Source organism: Pedobacter sp. Bi126 (assembly GCF_918698245.1).
Classification (GTDB): Bacteria; Bacteroidota; Bacteroidia; order Sphingobacteriales; family Sphingobacteriaceae; genus Pedobacter.
The window spans coordinates 564,227-584,394 of record NZ_CAKKMS010000004.1 but is presented as its reverse complement, the minus strand read 5'-3'; the positions used below and the strand labels follow the sequence as shown (position 1 = coordinate 584,394).

The 20,168-nt window shown below is 36.5% G+C and carries 21 protein-coding genes; 10 read left to right on the top strand and 11 right to left on the bottom strand.

What is annotated here, in order from left to right; all coding sequences use genetic code 11:
• The 3 genes from LQ201_RS17400 to LQ201_RS17390 form a co-directional block, all read right to left on the bottom strand.
• Positions 1 to 816, bottom strand: a complete 816-nt coding sequence (locus LQ201_RS17400) for a purine-nucleoside phosphorylase (RefSeq protein WP_029275454.1) — start codon at positions 814 to 816, stop codon at positions 1 to 3.
• Positions 788 to 1,849, bottom strand: coding sequence for a tetraacyldisaccharide 4'-kinase (gene lpxK / locus LQ201_RS17395; protein ID WP_230144672.1), 1,062 nt, complete (start codon positions 1,847 to 1,849; stop codon positions 788 to 790). The genes LQ201_RS17400 and lpxK overlap by 29 nt, the downstream gene beginning before the upstream one ends.
• Positions 1,850 to 2,035: 186 nt before the next feature.
• The gene (locus tag LQ201_RS17390) at positions 2,036 to 3,193 is read right to left on the bottom strand and encodes a carboxypeptidase-like regulatory domain-containing protein (protein ID WP_230146656.1); all 1,158 of its coding nucleotides are present in this window, start codon (positions 3,191 to 3,193) and stop codon (positions 2,036 to 2,038) included.
• Positions 3,194 to 3,401: 208 nt separating this feature from the next.
• Here LQ201_RS17390 and LQ201_RS17385 point away from each other — a divergent pair, with 208 nt between their 5' ends.
• The 8 genes from LQ201_RS17385 (at position 3,402) to LQ201_RS17350 (ending at position 10,294) form a co-directional block, all read left to right on the top strand.
• Complete coding sequence (locus LQ201_RS17385; protein WP_230144670.1) at positions 3,402 to 4,541, top strand: sterol desaturase family protein; 1,140 nt, start codon at positions 3,402 to 3,404, stop codon at positions 4,539 to 4,541.
• A gap of 426 nt (positions 4,542 to 4,967) precedes the next feature.
• Positions 4,968 to 6,095, top strand: coding sequence for an NAD(P)/FAD-dependent oxidoreductase (locus LQ201_RS17380; protein WP_230144669.1), 1,128 nt, complete (start codon positions 4,968 to 4,970; stop codon positions 6,093 to 6,095).
• A gap of 3 nt (positions 6,096 to 6,098) precedes the next feature.
• Positions 6,099 to 6,812, top strand: coding sequence for a methyltransferase domain-containing protein (locus tag LQ201_RS17375; protein WP_230144668.1), 714 nt, complete (start codon positions 6,099 to 6,101; stop codon positions 6,810 to 6,812).
• Positions 6,809 to 7,861: a type III polyketide synthase gene (locus tag LQ201_RS17370; protein ID WP_230144667.1), complete on the top strand. Its 1,053-nt coding sequence runs from the start codon at positions 6,809 to 6,811 to the stop codon at positions 7,859 to 7,861. Before LQ201_RS17375 ends, LQ201_RS17370 begins: the two co-directional genes overlap by 4 nt.
• A gap of 18 nt (positions 7,862 to 7,879) precedes the next feature.
• Complete coding sequence (locus LQ201_RS17365) at positions 7,880 to 8,317, top strand: 3-hydroxyacyl-ACP dehydratase FabZ family protein (protein ID WP_230144666.1); 438 nt, start codon at positions 7,880 to 7,882, stop codon at positions 8,315 to 8,317.
• Positions 8,310 to 9,587, top strand: coding sequence for a beta-ketoacyl synthase (locus tag LQ201_RS17360; RefSeq protein ID WP_230144665.1), 1,278 nt, complete (start codon positions 8,310 to 8,312; stop codon positions 9,585 to 9,587). The genes LQ201_RS17365 and LQ201_RS17360 overlap by 8 nt, the downstream gene beginning before the upstream one ends.
• Positions 9,580 to 9,840, top strand: coding sequence for an acyl carrier protein (locus LQ201_RS17355; RefSeq protein WP_131031059.1), 261 nt, complete (start codon positions 9,580 to 9,582; stop codon positions 9,838 to 9,840). Before LQ201_RS17360 ends, LQ201_RS17355 begins: the two co-directional genes overlap by 8 nt.
• Positions 9,830 to 10,294, top strand: a complete 465-nt coding sequence (locus tag LQ201_RS17350) for a 4'-phosphopantetheinyl transferase superfamily protein (RefSeq protein ID WP_230144664.1) — start codon at positions 9,830 to 9,832, stop codon at positions 10,292 to 10,294. The genes LQ201_RS17355 and LQ201_RS17350 overlap by 11 nt, the downstream gene beginning before the upstream one ends.
• A 41-nt stretch (positions 10,295 to 10,335) precedes the next feature.
• Here the strand turns inward: LQ201_RS17350 and LQ201_RS17345 are convergent, their stop codons facing one another.
• The 8 genes from LQ201_RS17345 to LQ201_RS17310 all read right to left on the bottom strand — a co-directional run bounded on the left by LQ201_RS17345 (position 10,336) and on the right by LQ201_RS17310 (position 18,140).
• A complete protein-coding gene (locus tag LQ201_RS17345) occupies positions 10,336 to 11,427 on the bottom strand; it encodes a carboxypeptidase-like regulatory domain-containing protein (RefSeq protein ID WP_230144663.1) in 1,092 nt (363 codons plus the stop codon).
• 59 nt (positions 11,428 to 11,486) lie between these two features.
• Positions 11,487 to 11,669 carry a hypothetical protein gene (locus LQ201_RS17340; RefSeq protein ID WP_121283822.1) on the bottom strand — a complete coding sequence of 61 codons (183 nt, stop codon included), beginning with the start codon at positions 11,667 to 11,669 and terminating at the stop codon, positions 11,487 to 11,489.
• A 61-nt stretch (positions 11,670 to 11,730) separates the two neighbouring features.
• Positions 11,731 to 11,910 carry a hypothetical protein gene (locus LQ201_RS17335; protein ID WP_230144662.1) on the bottom strand — a complete coding sequence of 60 codons (180 nt, stop codon included), beginning with the start codon at positions 11,908 to 11,910 and terminating at the stop codon, positions 11,731 to 11,733.
• A gap of 89 nt (positions 11,911 to 11,999) precedes the next feature.
• On the bottom strand, positions 12,000 to 12,308 hold the full coding sequence (locus LQ201_RS17330) for a hypothetical protein (protein ID WP_230144661.1): 309 nt from the start codon (positions 12,306 to 12,308) through the stop codon (positions 12,000 to 12,002).
• A gap of 17 nt (positions 12,309 to 12,325) precedes the next feature.
• A complete protein-coding gene (locus tag LQ201_RS17325; protein WP_230144660.1) occupies positions 12,326 to 14,527 on the bottom strand; it encodes a peptidase domain-containing ABC transporter in 2,202 nt (733 codons plus the stop codon).
• 72 nt (positions 14,528 to 14,599) lie between these two features.
• Positions 14,600 to 15,787 carry an HlyD family secretion protein gene (locus LQ201_RS17320; RefSeq protein ID WP_230144659.1) on the bottom strand — a complete coding sequence of 396 codons (1,188 nt, stop codon included), beginning with the start codon at positions 15,785 to 15,787 and terminating at the stop codon, positions 14,600 to 14,602.
• A 309-nt stretch (positions 15,788 to 16,096) separates the two neighbouring features.
• Positions 16,097 to 17,806, bottom strand: coding sequence for a hypothetical protein (locus LQ201_RS17315; RefSeq protein ID WP_230144658.1), 1,710 nt, complete (start codon positions 17,804 to 17,806; stop codon positions 16,097 to 16,099).
• Positions 17,807 to 17,906: 100 nt separating this feature from the next.
• A complete protein-coding gene (locus LQ201_RS17310; protein ID WP_230144657.1) occupies positions 17,907 to 18,140 on the bottom strand; it encodes a hypothetical protein in 234 nt (77 codons plus the stop codon).
• Between the two features lie 288 nt (positions 18,141 to 18,428).
• Here LQ201_RS17310 and LQ201_RS17305 point away from each other — a divergent pair, with 288 nt between their 5' ends.
• Together LQ201_RS17305 and LQ201_RS17300 are read left to right on the top strand one after the other, a co-directional pair.
• A complete protein-coding gene (locus LQ201_RS17305) occupies positions 18,429 to 19,841 on the top strand; it encodes a S41 family peptidase (RefSeq protein WP_230144656.1) in 1,413 nt (470 codons plus the stop codon).
• 132 nt (positions 19,842 to 19,973) lie between these two features.
• The gene (locus LQ201_RS17300; protein ID WP_057932114.1) at positions 19,974 to 20,153 is read left to right on the top strand and encodes a hypothetical protein; all 180 of its coding nucleotides are present in this window, start codon (positions 19,974 to 19,976) and stop codon (positions 20,151 to 20,153) included.
• The last annotated feature ends 15 nt before the right edge of the window (positions 20,154 to 20,168 follow it).

The window sequence follows — 20,168 nt, the reverse complement described above, 5'->3', positions numbered from 1 at the left end:
TTATAGTTCAGAAATTAATCGGGTTAAAATCTCCGTCATTTTAGGCTCAGCTTTGGCGGCGGCTGCTAAAATTTCTTCTAAATTAAAAGGTTGCAGATCTTCCGGGAAACCCTCATCCGTTAACACAGAGATGGCAAAAACAGGTAAACCAGCGTGATTGGCTACAATAACTTCAGGCACAGTACTCATACCAACGGCATCAGCGCCAATTAAACGCAGGTATTTATACTCAGCTTTGGTTTCTAAATTCGGTCCGGAAACGGCAACATATACCCCTTTATGACAATTAATATCTACATCTTTAGCTATTTCCAGCGCTTTAGCTATGATATCGCGTTTATAGGGCTGGCTCATATCCGGGAAACGGGGGCCTAATTCACTTTCAATTAAACCACGCAATGGGTTATCTGGCTGCAAATTAATATGATCGTCGATAATCATTAAATCGCCCTTTTTAAACTCAGGATTTAACGAGCCCGCAGCATTAGATACAATTAAGTTTTCTATACCCAAACCTTTCATTACCCTAACCGGGAAGGTGATCTGTTGCATGCTGTAACCTTCATAATAATGTAGGCGCCCTTGCATGGCAATAATTTTCTTTCCGTTCAATGTTCCAAAAATCAGTTTCCCACTATGAAATTCTAAAGTAGAAATTGGAAAATTTGGAATATTAGAATACATCAATTGATGCTCAACTTCGATTTCTTTTACCAAGCCACCCAAGCCAGTACCTAAAATAATACCTATTTCTGGCTTAAAGTTCTCTGTTTTACGTTTTATATATTCAACGGTTTCTTCTATTGCTCTTAACATAGTTTAAAATGAGTTCGTCAAAGGTAATCTTATCTTCTTCAAATAATTCAACCTCTATGGGTAAATAATATACAGGTAAATCTACCAGTAAATCTTCAAATCCGGTAGCTCTTAAACGCTTGCTATCCTTTTCTGTTGTGATAATGATTTTATCTTTTTTAGTCCCTGCCAAAAAAACAGATTTAAACTTCTTAATATCATCATTTTTAAAAGCATAATGATCCCGGAATTCTTCGTGTTTAATGGTTTTGGTATATTTTTCAAGCTCTTCTATTAACGGAGCAGGATTTGCAATTCCGGTGAGCAGGAAAATTTCGAAATCTTTAATCGACTCGAGCGTACGGCTTTCATTATGGTATAAATGAATAAGATCGCCGTACTTGAGATAAGAATGTAATACAGGTTGATTGGCATTTGGTTGCAATTCATTTATAGCAGCCTGCTGGGCAACATGTAACAGGGGAACCGGCGATTTTGTAACCAATAATACATCGGCCCTTTTACGCGAGGAGAAAACATCCCTTAAGTTTCCTGCTGGCAATAAAAACTGCAAAGTACCCAACTTTCTAAATTCGAAAAGCAGAATATTAAAACCTGCCCTTACCGCGCGGTGTTGAAAGGCATCATCAAGAATAACTAAATCGTGATTCTCTTCCAATTGCTTAATCCCATTTAAACGGTCTTCGCAAACAGCAACGGTAACACCTGCAAATTTTTGATGGTACTGTAATGGCTCATCCCCTATCGTTTCGGCTGTCGCAGCGCCATCGGCAACAATAAAACCTTTCGTTTTCCGGCCATACCCCCTACTGAGTATGGCGATTTTATAACCGGCCAGCAACTTCACCAAATATTCTGTTGTTGGTGTTTTGCCCGATCCGCCAACGGCTAAATTGCCTACACAGATTACTGGCAAATCGAACTTTACAGATCGCATCAATCCCCAATCATAAAGTTTTTTACGGAGAAGAATAGCCATTCCATAAATGATCGAAAAAGGAAGCAGTAAAAGGCGTAGATAGTTCAGTAGCATATCGTGGTTTCAAAAATACTGATTATTTAAAAAAGAAAGGCATGGCTAAGCCGATCCCCAATAAAGCAACCCTTAATCAATGAAATGGTTTGTAGGAAGATGATTTAGTCTGGAGTTGAGAGTTTGGCGTTTGGAGTCAATTAACCGGTTTAAACAATAACCCGATGAACGAATGAACAGATAGATTTAAAATTGTTCCAAAATATTTTTATCCGATTTGTAGGTTTCGACAATTATCTCCGGAATCTTTAAGTTATGCTTTTGATAAAGTACTGCCCAAAATTCGGCATTGTTCTTTTTAGGATATTGATAAAAATCCTGTCTAAGTTTTAGGGTAGAATAGTTGTCGCTGTTTTTTAATTCCAGATCAATATTTTCCAGAAAAATCAGTTCCATCTCTGCCGAAGGTTCTCCTTCCGAAAATAAGCCGGCCACTACATTACACTTTAAATACGTAGAAGATAACTTCGACAAACCATTATCGATGGTGTAGTTTTGCCTGTTTATCCAGATCATGCTTTTGTTTATCGTAGCGATATTACTTTCCATTCCTTTAATCAGGTGTTTATCTACCGTGATATAAATCCAGCCATTCTTGCGTTTGTACAATACATTTCTTGCCCTTGTGAAAGAGATCTTGTAACATTTTGTCCCTTCATATTCAACCTGTCCTTCAATTTCGTAATCATTATCTCCGCTGAGCATATTATCGTTAAGATTACTTACAAAATAAGATTTAAGCTCAATTCTTAAATCAACAGCATAATTAATCTTCACACCTCCTGTTTTTTTGAGCTCCTTAAGCCTTCTTAGTCCCTCAAGCTGTAACCTGATATCGTTTTTATATTCATCGGTATGAAGGTTAAATAATCCTTCGGCATAACTATAATATTTGCCATCCTTTACCATATACTGCCTACACAACAATTTTTCGCTTACCACACCGGTATCGGCAAGGTGCGCGACCGCATTTTTAATTAAGGCAGAAGCAAAATTGGCAGCATAAATATGCACATCGTCCAATTTAGTGTATTTGTCTTTTAGCTTAACTATGAGGTCACTTGTACTGCTTCGCTCATCAACTTTAACCGAATGGCTTTCGTAACCCACCGAACTGAAAGAAAGCGATTGACCTTTATTTAAGGAATCTATTTTAAAGCTGAAGTTTCCTTCAGGATCGCTCAGGGCAATTAATTTCTGCTTATTATAAATCGATACGGATGCGATACCTTTATTGGCTTCGTTAACCACTTGTCCTTTAATAAGCTGTTGCGCCAAGGCGCGCGGGGAGATGAAAAAGCAGCCTATTACGATTGAGATTATGATTTTTGAGTGATATGACATAGGTAGATTTGAGGCTTTATTTAGCTAATATTTGATTATTTAGGTGTAAAATAATTATTCTCTTTAAATAACAAAATATACTGGATTAAGTTGGGTATTCGGCGCAGGGCGTTCGGGTCGGTTAAGTATTAAACAATGAACTAACAAAAGTTATTCGACCATATTATCTTTTTTTATTATCATTGTTATCTATCAAAAACATATTTTAATGTCTCCGAACAAAAGATTAGTAGTGGGCCAAGGCCAGATTAGTGGATATATTTCTATTTTTTTAGCCGTATTGGCCTTATTTGGCATTCTCTGTTTTCATTATCCAGAGAAGTTAACCACGCCTGAATTCCGTGAAATATACACAAAAAACAGTATGGAAGCCCTAATGCTTGGAGGCGTTATTGCAGCATTCTTCTTTTCATTGTTAAGTTTAATCCTTAGTAAAAAACTAAAATGGGCCTGGCCAGGCTTTGCACTCGGTGCTTTAGCTGTAATATTGGGGGCTTTGAGTGTAGAAGGTAGAGATGTAGCCAAATCGGGCTGGCATTTTGGCCTTGATTGGATGATTTTAGATCTCCTATTAATGGTTGCCATTTTTGTCCCTTTAGAATTGTTTTTCCCAAAAAATAATGAGCAAACCAAATTCCACGAAGAATGGCGTACCGATTTAACCTATTTTGTAATCAGTCACCTATTTATTCAGTTTTTTGGCATTGTAACCCAAAAACCTGCCGTATTATTTTTCGGTTGGATAGGTTTAGATAAATTGCACACCTGGGTACAGGGTCTTCCATTTATAGTGGCTTTGTTTTTGGCTTTTTTCAGTACCGATTTGTTTCAATACTGGGCACATCGTTTTTTCCATACCCGGGTATCCTTATGGCGTTTCCATTCCATACACCATTCTACACAAAATATGGATTGGCTGGCGGGAAGCCGTACCCATTTTATTGATATATTTTTCACCAGGGCAATGACTTTCATCCCGCTTTATGTTTTGGGCTTTTCATCTACCGTTTTCAATGTATACATTATATTTATTGCAATACATGCAGTACTCATCCATGCCAATACCAGGATTAATTTTGGTCCGTTAAAATACATTTTTACAACACCCCAATATCACCATTGGCACCATTGCGAAGACCCTAAATATTATGGACATAACTTCGCCTCAATATTTCCCTTTATCGATATGATGTTTGGCACCTATTATTTACCAGGCAAAGAATGGCCCGCCGGAACAGGTGTACATGAAGCTTCGTATCCGAAAGGTTTTGTTAAACAAACCATTTATCCATTTACAAAAAGTCCGTTTGATACCGACTTGAATATGGAAGAAAGAAGTGACAGATAAGCTGGCTTTCATTTGAAAATCAAAGCAGATTGGATTATATTTCATCGGGTTTTTAGGAAAGTAATACCCGCAAATATTATCAACGTTAGTCGGGCTTTCCGCTAAATCTTTTGTTTTGAAGGAAAACAAAAGGATACCGCTACAATCCCGTTTAAATCTGGAACAGTGGTGCTACTATTTAAGTTTTGAACCTCCCAGAAAAGACAATCAATCGTCACAAACGACAAAATCGTAAAGCTGTTGTGCACTCGTTTGGGAACGAGCGCAAATGAAACTGTCAGATGGTAACATCTGACAGCATGTTAGTACATTACACACCCAACTCAGTGCACTTTGTGTTTTTCTCTCCATGACCTCTGTGGTTAAAGAAGCTTAAATGGAACAAACCCGAGTTTTAAATGTTATATTGGGGTTCCATCTTATCATATGCAGGCCGAAACAGAAATTTTAATTATTGGTGGTGGATTGGCAGGTTTAACAGCAGCACTCCACCTGAATAAGGCGGGTTTAAATGTTACGTTGATCGAAAAAGATACCTATCCCCACCATAAAGTTTGCGGCGAATATATTTCTAATGAAGTGCTCCCCTATTTTGAATGGCTCGGTCTGGATATTGAAAATCTGGCACCCACATTAATAAGCGAATTGCTTTTCACTTCCCTTTCTGGCAAAAGCATCAAAACTAAATTACCCCTTGGCGGCTTTGGTTTAAGCAGATACACCATCGATCATTATCTCTATACCGAACTGATCAGGAGAAAAATAAACATAATTCATGATCGCGTTGTACAGATTAACTTTGCCAACAATCAATTTACAGTAACAACTGCTAAAAACGCTTTTGTAGCAACTTACGTTATTGGCGCTTATGGAAAAAGGTCAGCAATTGATGTTAAGCTAAACCGGAATTTCATCAACAAACAATCACCTTACCTGGCAGTTAAAGCCCATTACAAAGCCGATTTTCCGAGTAATCTGGTAAGCCTTCATAATTTTGAAGGTGGCTATTGTGGCGTTTCGAACGTTGAAAATGATCGATTGAATATCTGTTACCTAGCTAACTATGAGCATTTCAAAAAACACAAAAACCTGCTTGCTTTCCAGGAAAACGCACTCTATAAAAACAGGCATTTGAAAGCTATTTTCGAAAATGCCACCTGTTTATTCGATACACCATTAACCATCAGTCAGATTTCTTTCGAAACTAAAGAACCTGTGTATAACCATATTTTAATGATTGGCGATACTGCCGGATTAATTCATCCACTTTGTGGAAATGGCATGGCCATGGCCATCCACAGTGCTAAAATTGTTTCAGAACTTTTGCATCAAAGAATAGAGGGAAAAATTGGTTCGCGTGTAGCATTAGAAAAAACTTATACTTTACACTGGAATAAAGAATTTAAAAGCCGCTTAAAAGTGGGCAGCGTATTATCTTCTTTGCTGAGGAACAATAAATTCGAAAATTTGGCCATGAGTGCGTTGACTAAAATGCCCTTTCTTCTCCACAAAATAATTAAGCAGACACATGGTAAACCGATCAAGATTTTATAATAAATGCCAGTAGATACCACATATAGAAGTACAGCGCCGGAGATTATGGATGACTTTGCCATGGAAGGTGAGATATTACGCGATGCACTGGATAAAATAGCCAGTATCAATCAACTCCTTGGTGGTAATAAAGTTACACTCGAAGGAGTTAAAAGCTTAATCACCAGCAAACCAAAGGACGAGGTTATTCGTATTACTGATATTGGTTGTGGAAATGGAGATATGTTGCGCTCTTTGGCAGATTATGCAAATAAACAAGGTTTACATTTTATTTTAAAAGGGATAGATGCCAATAGGTTCACGATAAATCATGCGCAAAGTTTATCCAAAAACTATCCCAATATAACCTACGCCTGTAGCGATATTTTTGAGGATTTAAGTAAAACAGAACCTTGCGACATTATGCTTTGTACTTTAACCCTACATCATTTTAAAGATGAAGAAATTATTAATCTGCTTGAGAATTTTAAAAGGTTGGCAACAATGGGCATTGTAATAAACGACCTGCAAAGAAGTGCAGTAGCGTATTACTTGTTTAAAGCTTTGTGTTATGTATTCCGTTTAAATGACATGTCTAGAGAAGACGGCTTAGTATCAATTCTGCGTGGGTTTAAAAGGGCAGATTTGCTTAAATATAGCAAACAATTAAAGCTGAAATCGAGTTCAATAAAATGGAAATGGGCTTTCCGCTACCAATGGATAATTAAAACAATATGAGCGTAACCGTAAAAGCAGTAAGTAAAGCCTTGCCCGAATTCTGGAGATCAACTGATGAGATTTTACCATTTCTAGATATTTGGCTAAAAGATCAGGATGATCGCTTTATCCGAAAGGTAAAAAAGATTTTTGAAAGCGCCGCGGTAGATAAAAGATACTCGATCATGTCGCCCGAAGCGGTTTTTAGTGATTTAAGTTTTGAGGAGCGAAACAATATTTATGTAAGAGAAGGAATAAAGCTGGGTGCCAAATGTTTGGAAACCGCACTCGAAAAAGCCAACTGGCAAGCTCAGGATTTAGACTACATCATTACGGTGAGCTGCACCGGTATCATGATCCCTTCTTTAGATGCTTATCTGATCAACTTACTTAAACTCCGCCAGGATATTGTGCGCCTGCCGGTTACTGAAATGGGCTGTGCCGCTGGTGTATCAGGCATGATTTATGCCAAGAATTTTCTGAAAGCAAATCCTGGTAAACGGGCCGCAGTTGTTGCGGTAGAATCGCCAACGGCAACTTTTCAATTAAACGATTTTTCGATGGCCAACATTGTAAGTGCAGCAATATTTGGCGATGGTGCCGCCTGTGTACTGTTAAGTTCGAATGAAGAAGATAGTGGGCCAGAGATTTTGGCTGAAGAAATGTACCATTTTTATGATGCTGAAGAGATGATGGGATTTAAACTTACCAATACCGGATTGCAAATGGTACTGGATGTGGCAGTTCCGGAAACCATTGCCAATCATTTTCCAGCTATTATTCATCCTTTTCTTTCCAAAAATGGCCTCGACATTAATAATATAAACCATTTAATCTTTCATCCGGGTGGAAAAAAAATTATCCAGATTGTTGAAGAATTATTTGGCCAGCTAGGCAAAAATATAAACGAAACGAAAGAAGTTTTAAGGCTTTATGGAAACATGAGCAGCGCAACAGTTCTCTATGTTTTAGAACGGATTATAGATAAAAAGCCAATGCCTGGAGAAAAAGGACTGATGTTAAGCTTTGGCCCTGGATTTTCGGCACAGCGCATACTTTTACAATGGTAATCATTCAACTCATCACTAATGAAAAAAAAGATTCTAGCTAAACTCCCTTACGGCAAATCTTTTCTATTTGTTGATGAGTTGCTGCATGTTGACGAAAATGGAACGAAAGGCACTTATACTTACGCTAAAGACCTTCCCTTTTACAAAGGTCACTTTAAAAACCACCCTGTTACCCCGGCAGTAATCCTCACTGAAACCATGGCGCAGATTGGATTGGTCTGTTTAGGTATTTACCTGTTAAAAGATATTGATCAAAATATATCCATCGCCATGACTTCAAACGCTATTGACTTTTTAAAACCGGTTTACCCTGGTGAGCGGGTTACGGTAACGAGTGAGAAAGTGTATTTTAGGTTTAATAAACTGAGTTGCAAAGTAAAAATGGAAAATGCAGCAGGCGAAATAATTTGCAAAGGCAGCATTTCGGGCATGTTAATATCAAAAGGAAATGGGTAACAGAGTCGTAATTACCGGTTTAGGCGTATGCGCACCCAATGGCACTACCATTGATGAGTTTTCAGATGCCATAAAAAAAGGACTTTCTGGCATCCGCCATCAGCCCGATCTGGAAGCCTTAAACTTCTCTTGTCAGATTGCAGGCAAGCCAGTACTTAGCGAAAAGCGGATCAGCCAGTATTTTACACCGCTTGAATTACGAAACCTAAACAGTACAGGAATTATATATGGTGTTATTGCTGGCTTGGATGCCTGGAAAGATGCGGGCTTAACCATCGAAAATAATGAAGAACCCGACTGGGACAGCGGTACTATTTTCGGAGCAGGCACTTCTGGTATAGATAAATTTAGATGGGCAATTAATAAAATAGATGCGCTTGAAATCAAAAAACTGGGAAGTTCTGTAGTGATACAAACCATGGCCAGCGGTGTAAGTGCGTTTATCAGCGGCAAGCTCGGCTTAGGTAATCAGGTAAGTACCAACTCATCTGCCTGCGCAACAGGAGCAGAAAGCATATTGCTGGCTTACGAAAGAATTAAAACAGGTGAGGCTACAAGAATGCTAGCAGGAAGTACAAGCGATAGCGGCCCTTATATCTGGGGTGGTTTTGATGCCATGAAAGTTTGCACCTTTAAACATAATGATGAACCGGAAAAAGGTAGCCGCCCTATGAGTGAAACGGCAAGTGGCTTTGTACCTGGAAGCGGCGCGGGTGCTTTGGTATTAGAATCGCTCGAAAGTGCAATGGCTAGAAAAGCCAAAATATATGGCGAAGTACTCGGCGGCCATATCAATTCTGGCGGTCAGCGGGGCTTAGGTACGATGACTGCACCAAATCCTACCGCTGTACAGCGATGTATCCAAACAGCATTAAAAAATGCGGGTATTGAAGCCCAGGAAATCGATGTTATTAATGGCCATCTTACCGCAACCACCAAAGATGCCCTGGAAATAGAAAACTGGAAAGCAGCACTACAATTACCTGCCGATGATTTTCCGTATATCAATTCTTTAAAAGGTATGATTGGCCATTGTATTGCAGCATCAGGGAGCATAGAATGTGTAGCCTCAATGCTTGAGCTTTCAGAAGGATTTATTTTTCCCAATATTAATTGCGAAGACCTAAGCCCCGAGATTTCCGCTTTAATTGATGCGAAATGCATTCCGCAAACTTTAATTCAACAACCAATTAATATCTTAGCTAAAGCCAGTTTTGGTTTTGGTGATATTAACGCCTGCATTATTTTTAAAAAATATACCCATGAATAAAGAAGAGATTATCGAAGCCTTAAAAACAATAGTTGAACCTTATAGCGAGGAGGTATCAGCCTTGGCACATATTGACGAAAACACCGATTTTATAAACGATTTAAAAATAAATTCGGCCAACCTGGTTGATATTGTTTTAGATATTGAAGAGAAATTCAACATCGAAATAGACAACGATTCGATGGCTAAAATGCTTACAGTAAAAGCCACCACCGAAATTATAGCTCAAAAACTGGAAGCGAATGCTGGGTAACGATATCGTTGATCTGGATCTGGCTAAAATCCAAAGTAACTGGAGGCGTAAAAATTATCTCGATAAAATTTTCACCGCCGAAGAACAGTTACTGATTGCGTCAGCAAAAAAACCTGATGAAATGGTATGGCTGTTATGGAGTATGAAAGAATCGGCTTATAAAATTTATAACCGTAAAACCGGAATCAGAAATTTCGCCCCTAAAAGTTTAAACTGCACTATTTATCCAAACATCGATCAGATAAAAGGCATAGTAAGTATAGACAACGATACATATTTCACTAGAAGCGACATACAGCTACAATATATTCATACCATTGCTGCTCCTGTTTATGGCAAGCTAGAAGAAATTAAAGTAACCATTTACGAATCACCAAATCATCCAAGTAACTATAAATGCACTAAACCAGGTTGTATAAGCCATCATGGGCAGTATTTGGCTTTGGTGTATTAATTAAGCTTATGCTTTAAAGTTAAGAAGGCAGATCTGATAAACTAAAAGAATCTATGAACTGGTATTTCATGTTTAGTTTTAAATTTGCTCAATTCATCACAATCCCCAGTTTGTTCGAGGTATTTTTCTAACCCACACTTATTAACATCAAAATTCCATTTATCTATATCTGCCCCCATTTGACGGAATACAAATATTTCATCATTTGTTGAATAGGAATTTCTTCCAATCACTTGCTTTGCACTTATAGATCCAGAAAAGAGTTCATTATTTAGATAAGCATAATCATAAAATAAAAAATGCTTTTTATTTACATATTGCTCGTAATACCGGGCTTGTTTTAATGAATTAGTTTTTTTATCCAAAATCCATAGGTAAGAAACCACAAGCTTTTCATTGGCAGAAAGGTTTCCTTTAACATTAATAACGATATTAATACTATCAGATTTAATACTTTCTTCCGTAATATTCAACTTTACCAGCTCATAGAAATGATTTGGCAATAATCCCAAACGTAATTTAATTTGAGGATTACTCCCATAAGTTACTTTCGGACGGCTATTTGAGTTAATTGGATTACAAGCGTAATCAATATTTAATTTTACTTTTTTACTACTACCAGCTACAATAAGCTCTTTTAAATCAGGACAATTCAGGTTTAATAATCCTTCATTTAACAAGATAACCTTTTCGTTATTTCTAACAACAGACTGCCTCAAAAAAACCTTTGCGTTAAAAGCATTTGGATTTAATTGTAGAAAAGATGCGTTCAATAATGAATCAATTGTTTTTCGTTTGTTAAAACTTACTTGAACATCATCTAATTGAAATGTCTTTGCAGTTAAAACTATATTTTTCTGAAGTGAATCAGTTAAAACAAAAGTGGTAGCATCATAAAAAGGAAAGGTTACCTTCAATGTATCGCCCAATTTTGTGCTGACTTCAAAATAACCAGATGCATCACTATTGCCAACATGTTTGCCGGAAATTATTATTGAAGCGCCTATTAGAGGCTCTTTACCATCAAAAACATGCCCTGTAAGGTAAAATGATTGCGCATCAACATTACCAGAGAATATAAAAAACAAAGTCGCTAAAAAAACATTTTTAACGTTAAATATATAGTTAAACATAAGATGGTTTGTAAGAGGAAATAAAAAGAGCAGGACAAATACCTGCTCTTTTCGTTTAATTATTTTCCATGTGCTCCGTCTGAGCCTAAGGTAAGTCCAATATTATCCTGTAACCAATGATAAGCATCATCCAAAGCATTACCAACTGCTTCGAATGCTCTGCTAAACCAGCTTCCGCCATCAATTGATTTCATTTCTGTTAAAGATAATTCTTCAACCTCGTATTTTTTTAGATTTTTCATGTTATAATTTTTAATTAGTTTTAGGTCAGCTATTTAGACCAATGGGTTTATATTTAGTTATTTAAAGGTTTGAAGTGGGATCAGCACCTACCACATCGGTAACGATTTCGTGCACTACATCCAAAACAAACTCTTTTATCGAATTCCACGCCCTGCCAATCCAGCTGCCTCCTTCAATAAGAGATATTTCTGAGCGGCTCATCTCCTGAACATTGAAATTCTCCAGATTTAATTTTTTCACAATTTAGATTTATTTAGTTCACCTACTCGTTAAAGGCTTTTCGGTATACGCCTTTTTGTTGCAACGCTACTAAATTACTTTTGCCCACTCTATAAAAAAAGGAGTGGATAATTTTGCTGGTAAAAAAAACCAGCATTTATATTCATTAACTCCTGAGGCTTTAAAACCGTAAAATCGGCGCTAATATTTACTTCGAATGCCTGGGTATAATAATATGTTTGTAACTGTCTCGAGTATTCTATTGGAGCGCCCATTAGTTTCAGCTCATCTAATACTACATATAATCTCGAGGTTGAAATTGATAACCTTCTTGCTAAATTTTCAGGAGCGCCTGTACGGCTTTCTTTTATCAATTTATGGATAATCTTAATGCGATCGATGTATTCTAATAGTTTCATAGTAAAACTGATGATAATTAAATGTTATCCCTTACAAACTCTAGTGTGGGTGTTATCAAACTTGTTTGGTCATCATCACCAAATTGTTGTTTCCATAAGTTGGCGTAATGGCCATTTGCAATCATCATTTCAATATGGCTCCCCTCCTCTACAACCTTTCCTTTATCTAATACAATAATCTGATCAGCTTTTCTAATCGTAGGTAACCGGTGCGCAATGATGATGATTGTTTTCTTTTGCATCCTCAACAAATCTATTGTTCGCTGCACATACTGCTCAGAAGCCGAATCTAAAGAGGAAGTGGCTTCATCCAGAATTAAAATTTCAGGATTGCGGTACAGTGCCCTTGCTATTGCAATCCTTTGTTTTTGTCCGCCCGATAAAGAGGCTCCGTTTTCACCTAAATAAGTCTGAAAACCTTCTGGCAAAGCTTCAATAAAATCGATAATCCCCAGTTGTGTGCAAATACTAATAATCTGTTGCATATTTGGTTCATAATCGCCAATGGCAATGTTTTCGATTACATTTCCTGCAAAAAGGTCAATTTTTTGCGGCACAACGCTTAGTAAATTCCTTAAAGAGGCATTGTTCAAATACTTAAGCGCATGATTACCGATAAAAATATTGCCCGATTGTATCGGATAAATATTTTGTAGTAACGACATTAAGGTAGACTTCCCAGATCCGCTTTCTCCTACGATTGCGGTAAAACTTCCAGCCTTAATTTTTAGGTTTAAATCTTCAAACACATTTACACGACTGCCATATCTAAAGGCTACATGTTCAAACCTGATATCGCCCATTAATTCTTTCGTAAGGAAAATGCCCGACGAATTTTGTTCAATCTCCAGGTCCATAATTTCGAACAAACGATCGGAGGCGATCATGGCATCCTGGATAGATTTATTTGCTCCAATTAAGGAAGTAGCCGGACCAGTGAAGTAACCAATAAGGGTATAGAAGGAAAATAATTCCCCAGGGGTAATTTCGCCATCTAAAACATAACCTGCGCCCACCCAAAGCAAGATGATAGTGAGCATACGGGCAATAACTTCGGTTGATGTTCCAGAGAAAACAGAGTTTAATCCTGATTTATAAATTGTTCTGAGCAGGCCAATAAAATGAGTTTCTGTTTTTTCGTTGGTAAACCTTTCAAGACCAAATCTTTTAATTGTGGCTACATTATTTAAGCCCTCAACCAATTGCGATTCCAACTCGGCCGACTCCTCCATCAACTTGCGCTGCATTTTCTTGTTCAGTTTATTGCTGATGAAATAAATCAGTAAATACAATGGAATAACCGCCAACATCATTAATGCCAGTTTCCAATAGTAACTGAACATTAAAATAAAAGAGAATACAACAATAAAGCCGTTTACAACCAGGTTAATAGAAACATCGTTTATAAAAGCCCTTATTTTAACGGCATCGTTTACCCTTGAGATAATTTCGCCCACCCGCATGGTATCGAAAAACTGCTGAGGCAGTTTTAAGAGGTGTTTGTAGTAGCCCAATATCAATCGGGCATCTATCTGCTGGCCCGTGCGGATTGTAAAAATAGTTTTAGCCGTTCCAATAAATAATTGCAGCGCTAAAATGGCCACCATCATTAAGCTCATTAAATTAAGCAGGTTCCGATTACCTTCTACCAGAACATGGTCGGTTATTTTTTGAACAAAAACTGAGGTAGATAGTCCAAGAATGGTATAAATCAAAGCACCAAAAAGTGCCTGCGTTACAATACTTTTATGCGGTTTAATCAGGTTCCAAAAGCGGCTTTTGGTATCGACCTTTTCATTGCCTTGCTTAAAACCCTCATCAGGTAACAACAGAACCAGTACACCTGTCCATTCACTTGTAAATTCGTCAATAGCTTTGCGGTGTATTTTCCCATCACCGGGGTCCATTACTTCAATGGATTTATCGGTTACTTTATAAATAACTACATAATGCTGCAATTGCTTCTTTACCACCACATGCGCAATGGCTGGCAATGGAATTTTAGAAAGACTATCTAAACTGCCCTTTACGCCTTTTGCTTCAAAACCCAGTTTATTTGCAGCTTCTATCAAACCTAAAACATTGGTTCCTTTTTGATCGGTGCTGGCCAATTGGCGAATGCGCGCAACAGGCATTTTTAATTTATAAAATGCAGCTATAGATGCCAAACAAGCAGCGCCACAATCGGTAATATCGCGTTGTTTTATTAGTGTAGACATTAGAAGGGAGATATTAGATGCGAGACTGGAGATGTGAGATTGGATGATTTGAGAATTTTCGGCTTTGGTCTTTTAGCTTTTAACTCCGTTTGGATTTAACCAATCATCAACTTTATCATAAAGCAATTGATACAAGTTTCGTTCTGCAATAGTAAAGTGTGCATTAAAGGTCATTCCCTTTTTTACCTGCCCTTTATAACCGTTTTTTAACTTTAAATAATCCTTGTCTAATTTACACTTCACTTTAAAATAAGGGCTTTGGTTAATCAATATAATATCGTCAGAAATGTCGGCTACTACACCGGCAAGCAGGCCCCATTGGTTATAGTTAAAGGCATCGATCTGAAACCTGACGGTTTGGCCAGCTTTAATTAAACCGATATCAGCAGGTTTAATATAACAGATGGCCAACAAAGCACTATCAGGCGATATCTCACCAATTTTCTGATTGGCGGTAATGAACGAACCCAATTGTAAACCTGATAGATTTTGCACTGTTCCGGATACCCCTGCGGTTAAATGATATAATTTCTCCTGCTCGGTAAGCTGGATTTTCTGACCATCGAGATCTTTTAATTCTTTTCTATATTGATTAGATTCTGTTTGCCACTGTGTTTTGTACTTTTTAGCCACCAGATTAAAATCAGAAAGCGCCTGATCGTAATTAAACTTATATTGCTCATACTCTGCTTCGGTAACCACCTTCTTGCTATACAGTGTTTCATACCTTTTATAAATCTTGTAGGCCTGTTCGCGTGCATTTAGTGCATTTTGAATCTGCTCCGCGTATTGTTGCCAACTTGCCGCATACAGGCCGGTTTGCAATGCAGGTTGCCCTGCATTGCTTAAGTCGACCAGTTTTAAAACGAGGAGCGCATCATTTAACAAATTTTTTAATTCACCTGAGCGATTATTCAAAATCACATTTTGTGTTTCAGGTATAGTAGGGTCTATATTTAAAAGAAGTTGTCCTTTTTTTATTTTTTTATTATCGGTTAAATTAATCAGGGTAATTTTCCCTCCCACAGGTGCCAGCAGTTCTGTTCTTTCAATATTACTCTGCAAAGAACCATTGCCCTTAACGCTTACCGTTGTATAAATAAATGGTAAGGCCGCTAAAGCCACAAGAATGAATAGAATTGTGGCAGAATAAATAATTTGTGTCCTTACCTTGGTATGGTGTAAAAAAATGATGGAATTATCTTCGAAATTGGCTTCTTCTGTAAAAGGCATATCATCAATTGGCTTGGTTAAGGCCAAGTTTGTAATTATTAAATTATGCCAGAAAAAAGATACACGAAAAGGGGGATTGTAGGGATGAAACTGTTTTTGACCTTAGAAAATAAAAAAACCGATAGATGCACAGCAGGCAATATCGGTTAACAATATTTTAATCGTATTAAGCTTTCTAAGAATTAATTTATATCATATTTAATTAAATACAGCTTTCTACTCAAAATACAGTTTAAATTAATTTGAGGGTTACTGGGATTTTCAATTTAACCATCAGATTATTTTTCTTTGTTGACTAAACTTTTCCGCAAAAATTATTAGAGAAACACCACTCCGTTATTTCTTAAATATAACGCCTAACCCTATAGCATAATGGCTAGGGGTAATACTTAGGGTATTTAGTATAGTGCTATTTAGTCCAGAGTTGAATCCAGAAGATAAAAATATTGCTTTTTTATGGGTTAACTCATAGGCTACCCTAAGCCCATAATTAAAAGTATTATTACGGACTTTACCCTCATTGTAACGAACAACTATCTGTTCAAAACCTGCGTAAGGTGTAAATGTTAAATTCCTTGAATTTTTATTTAAAATAAAATCATTTGAAATATTCAAATCAAATGTAGAAAGATTGATATGTTTATTGTTACGCAGGTTCGTATTTACCTGAAATCCTAAAAATAGATTTTTATATAACCTATAATTGATACCTAATCCAAAGCCATAATTGATACTTTCTGAAACGCGATAAAATTGATCATTCATTAATACTGGAAATTTTGTCAAACCTAATGTGGTACGTACATTATCTTTATTAAAATAGTCAAATACCCTTCTTCCAAACTGTCTCTTTATTTTTTGATTATCTGAATTAGCTATTCCATTATTACTTTTTATTGTATCAAGTGATTCACTGGATAATCTTTCCATTCGCCCTTCCTTTTCGGCTTTTTGAAACAAATGACTATTATTCTCCCATTCCTCATTATTTCTGGGTTTATTAATTAATAAAACATCATCCCGATGTTGAACAATATCTTTATATGAAATCTTATCCACATCTATGCTATCGATTTCAGTTCGAATAAAATCAACTGTAGTGCGAGGTGATTCTTTTTTCAATTCGGACGAAGCAAAAGTATGGGTTTCTTTCAAGTACCACTTCTCCCCTATTTTTTCATAAGCAACCCGATAATTTAACATTTTAAGAGGTAAAAAGCCAGCCCTTATCAGGTTATAAGTATATGTGTTTGCGGCAACAAATGCGTAGGTAGCTGTATCTATATACAATGTTGCCTGGATTTTATCATATTGCTTACTGGTATCACGTGTTGTTATATTAATTACAAATACTTTATGATTATCGTATATCTCCTTACCAGCAAGTAAATAATCAAATTTCTTCTTTTTAGCAATTTTATGAAGGATATAATTATTGTGAGCGATATCCTGAAAATCAACAACATTATAGTTCGATGTATGTTTCAGATACTTAAGAGTTTTATCATACAACGTATCCATGCGATTTTGCACCACAGCAACCGTGGTTTTTTCTTTCGAATCGTAGGCTGGTACATAAGCTTTTATTAATGCATCCGACTTAAAATATTCAGACTGGTTACGCCATGATTGTGTTCTCAATATTCCTTTAATGATAATAGGCTTATTTGGGTAGTTGTAAACAATTCTTTTAATTGCTTTTTTTATAATATCATCACCTGCTCCAATGATAACTTCCTGTAATTCAATACTGCTTTCGGTTAATTTAACTTCATAAAAATGATTAGATTGATATATTAAACGAATATTGAAATAGCCTACATGACTAAAATTTATCCCAAGCGCTGTTAAAGTCTTTAATGGAGCAGTCATTTCAAAATAACCATCGTGATCTGTACGTGTATACTCATTACCTACTTTTACGGTCGCTCCTGATAATTTTATGTTATTTTTTGCATCTACTACCCTACCTTTTAAAGTTACGGATTGTGTATAAGCATTGCTTGATACTAATAATAAAAGATAAATTATAAGTGTAAATTTCATATTTAACAATAAGTGATCTGAAGAATTTATTCTAAAAACAGATAAAGAAGGAATTGGAAATAATTTTAATTATTTCCAATTCCTAATTAATATTAGTCAATTAGATTGGAATAATAACTGCACCAGCTCCGGCGCCAATTAATCCTGCGGTAAACCAGTTATCACTACCAGATACCACCTCACCATTTATAGTAATCTCGCCAGAAACAAGAGCAAGAGTGGCACCAACAACAAAACCAATTAGCGCTCCAAAAAAGCCACCTCCTACAGTTTCATTTATTTCTTTAGCATCCATCTCCTGAACACCGAAGTCTTGTAATTTTAAATTTTTCATTTTTAGTTTTTAAAGTTTATTCCCTACTCTTTAAAGGCTTTTCAGGTTTCGCCCATGCCGGCCTAACACGAAACAAGTATTGGATATTAAATTTCAATCAAAAAAAAGATACACTAAAAGGCTTTTTATAGGGATAAAAGAGGCATTACATCAGAAATAGCTCAATATTGAATCAAACTGGCGCTAATTAGATGTTACATTAACCTGCACAGAAGATAATACAGATATGTATTTTAAAATAGTTTACCCTTTAAGTATAAATATCGACTATAATTGTAATTGAAAACTATGAAAAAAATTATCTTCTACTTATTGCTCTTATTTCCATTTTATAATCTACAAGCCCAGAACTGCGATTGCGGTGATAACTTTAGTTATCTTACCAATAGAATAACAAAAAACTATGTAGGTTATGCTGATAAAGTCACACCTGCAAATAGCCAGCAGTTTAAAAAATTCACCGATAGTCTGCAACAGGTAGCGAATAAAGCTAATCCCTATAAATGCCTGAGTGTATGCCGAGAATGGATAGATTTTTTTAAAGATAAACACATGGCTTTTGGCATGGACTTCGATAAGCTCACCGCTGATTCGGTAAGGACATTTTTTGCAAACGAAGAAAAAACCACCTGGACAGAAAACAGTTTTAAATCTTACCTGCACCAGAATAAAACCAAACTCGATAGTATAGAAGGGATTTGGAGTGCTGGTATATATGAAGTTGGGGTGGTTAAAGACACTAACCCTAATCAGTTTATGGGATTTGTATTAAAGGCTGATTCGATAAGATGGATGACCCAGCAAGTTAAATTCAGGTTAGTAAAAAAGGATGGACGATATGAAATGATTTATTTCAGCGGAGGAGACCATTCGGAACAGCACCCCAAATTATCAAAGCAAAAAGATACCATAACCCTTGGCATATTCGGTAAATGGATAAAGGCACCCAAGCCAACTGCAGCTATTACACCAAAAAAAGAGATAGATCTCTCCCCAAAATTCCGGGTTTTGGACAATGAAACGGCCATCTTTGAAATGCCATCTTTCGGCAAATTAGATTATGTGGCCCCCACAGCAGCCTTAATCAAAAAGAATGAAAACATACTAAAGAACACCAAACATTTAATTGTCGACTTAAGAAATAACAGCGGTGGCTCTGTTTTAGTGTACGAAAAACTGATGCCATATCTATATACCAATCCCATTCTACAAGAAGGCGGTTACGTTTTGGCAACACCAGACAATATTAAAGACGGTTATTCCAAAGAATACCCTGAAGCTTCTGACAGTATTAGAAATACTTTTAAGAAACGCCTCATCAAGTTAAAAGCTCACGAGGGAGAACTTTATAAGCTGTACCCTATTGACACTATCAGATTTAAAACAGTTTATAAGAACCCTGAACGCGTTTCGTTTCTCGTTAACGGCGGCACAGGAAGCGCTGCCGAACTGTTTTTGCTAGAAGCCAAACAGAGCAAAAAGGTGAAATTATATGGCCAAAATTCTGCTGGTGCTGTAGATTACACCGAGTTTATAAAAATAGAAATGCCATGTAAATACTATACTCTTTATTATCCTGCTTGTAAGTCTTTAAGATTACCAGATTATCCTTTAGATAATATTGGGATTAAACCCGATGTAGAAATACCTGCCGATACCGCCGATTGGATTGATTTTGTAAAGAAATATAAAACTAAATAACGATTCACTATTTAAACTATACAATCTACTGGTTTGATACAGATAAATGGCTGTTTGGTGTATAATTTTTGGCTATTGAATTCAGAAATAACACTTTTAAACACATTTATTTAACTATCTATTATTACGATTATGAAAAACAAAAAATTAGAAAAAAGAACACAGTTTATCTTTAAGAAAAAAACTATTATTAATTTAGATAATGACCAGTTGAGGAGAATTAATGGAGGAAGTAATCCTACAGGAGGAGGCCATTCAGGAAATCCACAATGTGATGAACTAAAAACGGTAAATCAAACAGTAAGTGGTTAAGAGATAACTGAAGCT